The sequence below is a fragment of the Acidiphilium sp. PA genome (assembly GCF_026191915.1).
In the GTDB taxonomy this organism is placed as follows: domain Bacteria; phylum Pseudomonadota; class Alphaproteobacteria; order Acetobacterales; family Acetobacteraceae; genus Acidiphilium.
Map to the genome: position 1 here is coordinate 1 of NZ_JAIMBY010000012.1, position 5,000 is coordinate 5,000.

Consider the following 5,000-nt stretch of genomic DNA (forward strand, 5'->3'; position numbering starts at 1 on the left):
CTTATTACAAGATCGAAAATTCAGCATTGCCGGGGCTAGCCCCGGCAATGCTGAACACCAAACTGGCGGCGTGAATGCAACCGGAAAATAGCTTAAACCAGCCGCCAAACCGTCCGATCAACTGGGACCAGCTCAGTCTGGCGCATCGTCACCGGTAGCCGGGCTCCCCAGCTCCGGTAGAGCTCGCAGAACCGGCTGTAGCGATACCCATCCGGGTGCTCGGCAATATACTCGTCCCACAGGATCGACAGCGTCACGTGCTTGCGCTGCAACTCGCGGCGGATACGCCCCCAGTCCGGCTCATCCACACGTCGATGCCCCGGTCGCTTGCCCGCCGCGCCGTCGAACAAGCGCCTTTCCAATGCCGCTTCGGACAGCGCCAGAGCCCCTGGCCCATCGAGCCCAGCCGCCTCCAGTCGCCGCAGCGTCAAGCGCACCGTCGAAGCCGCAACCCCGACCCGGATCCCCACCTGGCGGGTCGAAAGCCCCGCCATCCTCAATCTGACAATCTCGCGCACATCGCGCATCGCAATCCGCTCCACTGGCATTCATCCGCTCCCTCGATCAGCCAAAGGGAGGGAACCTGAACCAGCCAGCAGAGACCTCAATCCGACCCGGCCAACCCCGCCCGCCTGGGCGAATAAAAGTCGGAACAGGTGGGCGAATTAATCTCGGAATAGGTGGGCGAATAATTCCCGGAATCCCGGGCGAATTGAGCCCGGAATCAGCAGGCATTATCCGGAGTTTAATCGAGACTGTGGTGCTGATGCCGGAGAAGGGTGAATTGAAGATCGAGCTCAAGGGCGCGCTTGCGGGTATTTTGCACCTAGCGTCTGGGGCTCGGACACGCAAAAGCCCCGGCGCGGCTGCGTCGGGGCTTGGTTCGAGTGATGGTCTTGCGTCGCAGGTTAAGTTGGTTGCGGGGACCAGATTTGAACTGATGACCTTCAGGTTATGAGCCTGACGAGCTACCGGGCTGCTCCACCCCGCGGGTGTGTATTTTTGAGGATCGATAGGTTGGAGGACCTGGCGGCGACCTACTCTCCCGTGCCTTGAGGCACAGTACCATGGGCGCTGGGGGTTTTCACGGCCGAGTTCGGGATGGGATCGGGTGCGGGCTCCCCGCAATGGCCACCAGGTCGTCCAGCCTATCGAATGTTTCGATGGGTTGGTGTGTTGGATTGGTGCGTGTGTGGAGTTTGAAGGTTGATTGCCTGTGCGTCGACATTTTTTTGTTGATGTCTATGCATGGTGGGGGTGGGTTGTAGATGATTGAAAGTTCTATCGGGTGATTAGTACCGGTTAGCTGAGAGTGTTACCACTCTTACACACCCGGCCTATCGACGTGATGGTCTATCACGACCCTCAGGGAGACCTATTTTCGAGGTGGGTTTCCCGCTTAGATGCTTTCAGCGGTTATCCCGTCCATACTTAGCTACTCGGCTGTGCCACTGGCGTGACAACCGATGCACCAGAGGTATGTTCATCCCGGTCCTCTCGTACTAGGGACAAATCCTCTCAAGTCTCCAACACCCACGGCAGATAGGGACCGAACTGTCTCACGACGTTCTAAACCCAGCTCACGTACCACTTTAATCGGCGAACAGCCGAACCCTTGGGACCTGCTCCAGCCCCAGGATGTGATGAGCCGACATCGAGGTGCCAAACCTCCCCGTCGATGTGGACTCTTGGGGGAGATCAGCCTGTTATCCCTAGAGTACCTTTTATCCGTTGAGCGATGGCCCTTCCACGTGGAACCACCGGATCACTATGGCCGACTTTCGTCTCTGCTCGAACTGTCGTTCTCGCAGTCAGGCGGGCTTATGCCATTGCACTCAGCAGCCGATGTCCGACCGGCTTGAGCCCACCATCGCGCGCCTCCGTTACTCTTTAGGAGGCGACCGCCCCAGTCAAACTGCCCACCATGCAGGGTCCCGGACCGGGATAACCGGCCGCGGTTAGACATCAAAAGCGCGCAGGGCGGTATTTCAAGGTTGGCTCCACACAAGCTAGCGCCCATGCTTCAATGCCTCCCGCCTATCCTACACAGCACTCTTCTGATGCCACTGCAAAGTTGCAGTAAAGGTTCATAGGGTCTTTCCGTCTGACCGCGGGTACCCCGCATCTTCACGGGGAATTCAATTTCGCTGAGCCGATGCTGGAGACAGTGGGGAAGTCGTTACGCCATTCGTGCAGGTCGGAACTTACCCGACAAGGAATTTCGCTACCTTAGGACCGTTATAGTTACGGCCGCCGTTTACCGGGGCTTCAATTCAGTGCTTGCACACCTCCTCTTAACCTTCCGGCACCGGGCAGGCGTCAGACCCTATACGTCGTCTCTCGACTTCGCAGAGCCCTGTGTTTTTACTAAACAGTCGCTACCCCCTCTTTTGTGCCACCCGCACATGGTTGCCCACATACGGGTCTCGCTTATCCCGAAGTTACGCGAGTAATTTGCCTAGTTCCTTCAACATCGTTCTCTCAAGCGCCTTGGTATACTCTACCAGTCCACCTGTGTCGGTTTAGGGTACGGTCTATACGCTGGAGCTATTTCCTGGAATGCTCAAAAAGCCCGGTCAATCCAATAAGACCGAACAACATCTCGCATTCGTCACTTCCAGCAGGCGGAGGAATATTCACCCCCTTCCCATCGACTACGGCTTTCGCCCTCGCCTTAGGGGCCGGCTCACCCTGCGCGGATTAACCTTGCGCAGGAACCCTTGGACTTACGGCGACAGAGTTTCTCACTCTGTTTGTCGCTACTCATGTCAGCATTCGCACTTCCGATACCTCCAGGAGGGGTCACCCCATCTCCCTTCACAGGCCTACGGAACGCTCCGCTACCGCGCGTGACCCCTGACGAGATCACGCACCCACAGCTTCGGTATGTGGCTTTAGCCCCGTTACATCTTCGGCGCAGGATTTCTATTAGACCAGTGAGCTATTACGCTTTCTTTAAAGGATGGCTGCTTCTAAGCCAACCTCCTGGTTGTTATGGAATTCCCACATCCTTTCCCACTTAGCCACAATTTGGGGACCTTAGCTGGTGGTCTGGGCTGTTTCCCTCTCGACGATGGACCTTAGCACCCACCGTCTGTCTGCCGCGCAAGACACTTCGGTATTCGGAGTTTGGTTAGGTTTGGTAAGACTTTGGGTCCCCCTAGCCCATCCAGTGCTCTACCCCCGAAGGCATACACACGACGATCTACCTCAATAGATTTCGCGGAGAACCAGCTATCTCCGAGTTTGATTGGCCTTTCACCCCTAGCCACAGCTCATCCCCGACTTTTTCAACAGGCGTGGGTTCGGCCCTCCAGTGCGTGTTACCGCACCTTCAGCCTGGCCATGGCTAGATCACTCGGTTTCGGGTCTTCTACCTGCAACTAAGCGCCCTATTCAGACTCGCTTTCGCTACGCCTACGCCTATCGGCTTAAGCTCGCTGCAAACAGAAACTCGCTGACCCATTATACAAAAGGTACGCCGTCACCGCAGATGCGGCTCCGACTGCTTGTAGGCATCCGGTTTCAGGTCTCTTTCACTCCCCTCGTCGGGGTGCTTTTCACCTTTCCCTCACGGTACTTGTGCACTATCGGTCACCAGGGAGTATTTAGGCTTAGAGGGTGGTCCCCCTATATTCAGACAGGATTTCACGTGTCCCGCCCTACTCAAGGACTTACAATCTCGCTTCGCATACGGGGCTATCACCCGCTATGGCCGGAGTTTCCAATCCGTTCTGCTGCTAAACCATAAGCCACTGGCCTGTTCCGCGTTCGCTCGCCACTACTAACGGAATCTCATTTGATGTCTTTTCCTCCAGGTACTGAGATGTTTCAGTTCCCCGGGTTCGCCTCCGCAGCCTATGTATTCAGCTACGGATACCCTTGCGGGTGGGTTTCCCCATTCGGATGTCCACGGATCAACGCCTGCTCGCGGCTCCCCGTGGCTTTTCGCAGCGTGCCACGTCCTTCATCGCCTCCTGGTGCCAAGGCATCCACTGAATGCCCTTCATTCACTTACAATCTCAACTCACCATCGCCTCTACCGGCCACTCACGCAGCCCGTAAATTTGACGGCCCACCATGCACAGACATCATTACGAATGTCCGAACACGGCAATCAACACACGTCCTGAACACTCATCCAAAACCATCTTTCGGTCACAGCTTTCACCGCAATCCGGGTCAGACACCCAAGATGATCCGAACGGGTCAACACTCCCCATAATACACACCACGATCCGATCGGGCTCGCACCCCACCGCACCACGGCCCGTATCACGGATGCCAACACACGCATCCAGAAACGCACCAATCCTATTCACCTATCAAAGAACAATCACCCGGCGCGCTTTCGCACACCGAGAGAACAACACAACGATGACCACACGATCATCGTATCTCTTGGCTCCCGCATTAGATCTTCACCACCATACCCCGGCCTTACTCTTACAAGGCCCTCCAAATCGATCATTCATTACCGCGAAGCAGCATTGAATGGAGGTGAACGGGTTCGAACCGATGACCCCCTGCTTGCAAAGCAGGTGCTCTCCCAGCTGAGCTACACCCCCAGAAACCCTCAACAAACTTCATCAGGGTATGGGCCAGGGAGGACTTGAACCTCCGACCCCACGCTTATCAAGCGTGTGCTCTAACCAACTGAGCTACTAGCCCGGTAGTGGTTTGTCGCGCCCGATCCAATCACGCCGCTCACACGGAACAATCAAAGATCAAACACAACTAATGCGGAAGGGATACGTTGGTGGCGGGCAGCGATCCAGCCTGATCAATGCGGGATTAAACCCCTGACCGACGATCCAACATCGACCAAGAACGCCCCTGACATCCGCCAGAGGACTTTTTATGGATGGCTTCAAATGATCGCCCAAAGACAACCATACTCAAAGCCAATCCTTGAAAGGAGGTGATCCAGCCGCAGGTTCCCCTACGGCTACCTTGTTACGACTTCACCCCAGTCTCTGACCCGACCGTGGTTGACTGCC

General features: G+C 56.2%; 3 tRNA genes, 3 rRNA genes and 1 pseudogene (1 of these 7 running past the window's edge). All 7 read right to left on the reverse strand.

Annotated elements, in window-relative coordinates:
- Positions 1-137: 137 nt before the first annotated feature.
- A pseudogene (locus AruPA_RS14005) lies at positions 138-527 on the reverse strand (helix-turn-helix domain-containing protein); the annotation flags it as partial.
- A 387-nt stretch (positions 528-914) separates the two neighbouring features.
- A tRNA-Met gene (locus tag AruPA_RS14010) sits at positions 915-991 on the reverse strand.
- Between the two features lie 33 nt (positions 992-1,024).
- Positions 1,025-1,139: ribosomal RNA gene (gene rrf, locus AruPA_RS14015) — 5S ribosomal RNA — on the reverse strand.
- 132 nt (positions 1,140-1,271) lie between these two features.
- Positions 1,272-4,019 (reverse strand): 23S ribosomal RNA (locus tag AruPA_RS14020).
- A 476-nt stretch (positions 4,020-4,495) separates the two neighbouring features.
- Positions 4,496-4,568, reverse strand: a tRNA-Ala gene (locus AruPA_RS14025).
- Positions 4,569-4,597: 29 nt separating this feature from the next.
- Positions 4,598-4,671: transfer RNA gene (locus tag AruPA_RS14030), tRNA-Ile, on the reverse strand.
- Positions 4,672-4,914: 243 nt separating this feature from the next.
- A 16S ribosomal RNA gene (locus tag AruPA_RS14035) occupies positions 4,915-5,000 on the reverse strand (it continues 1,405 nt past the right edge of the window).
- Together the 16S, 23S and 5S rRNA genes with 3 tRNA genes alongside form the textbook arrangement of a ribosomal RNA operon.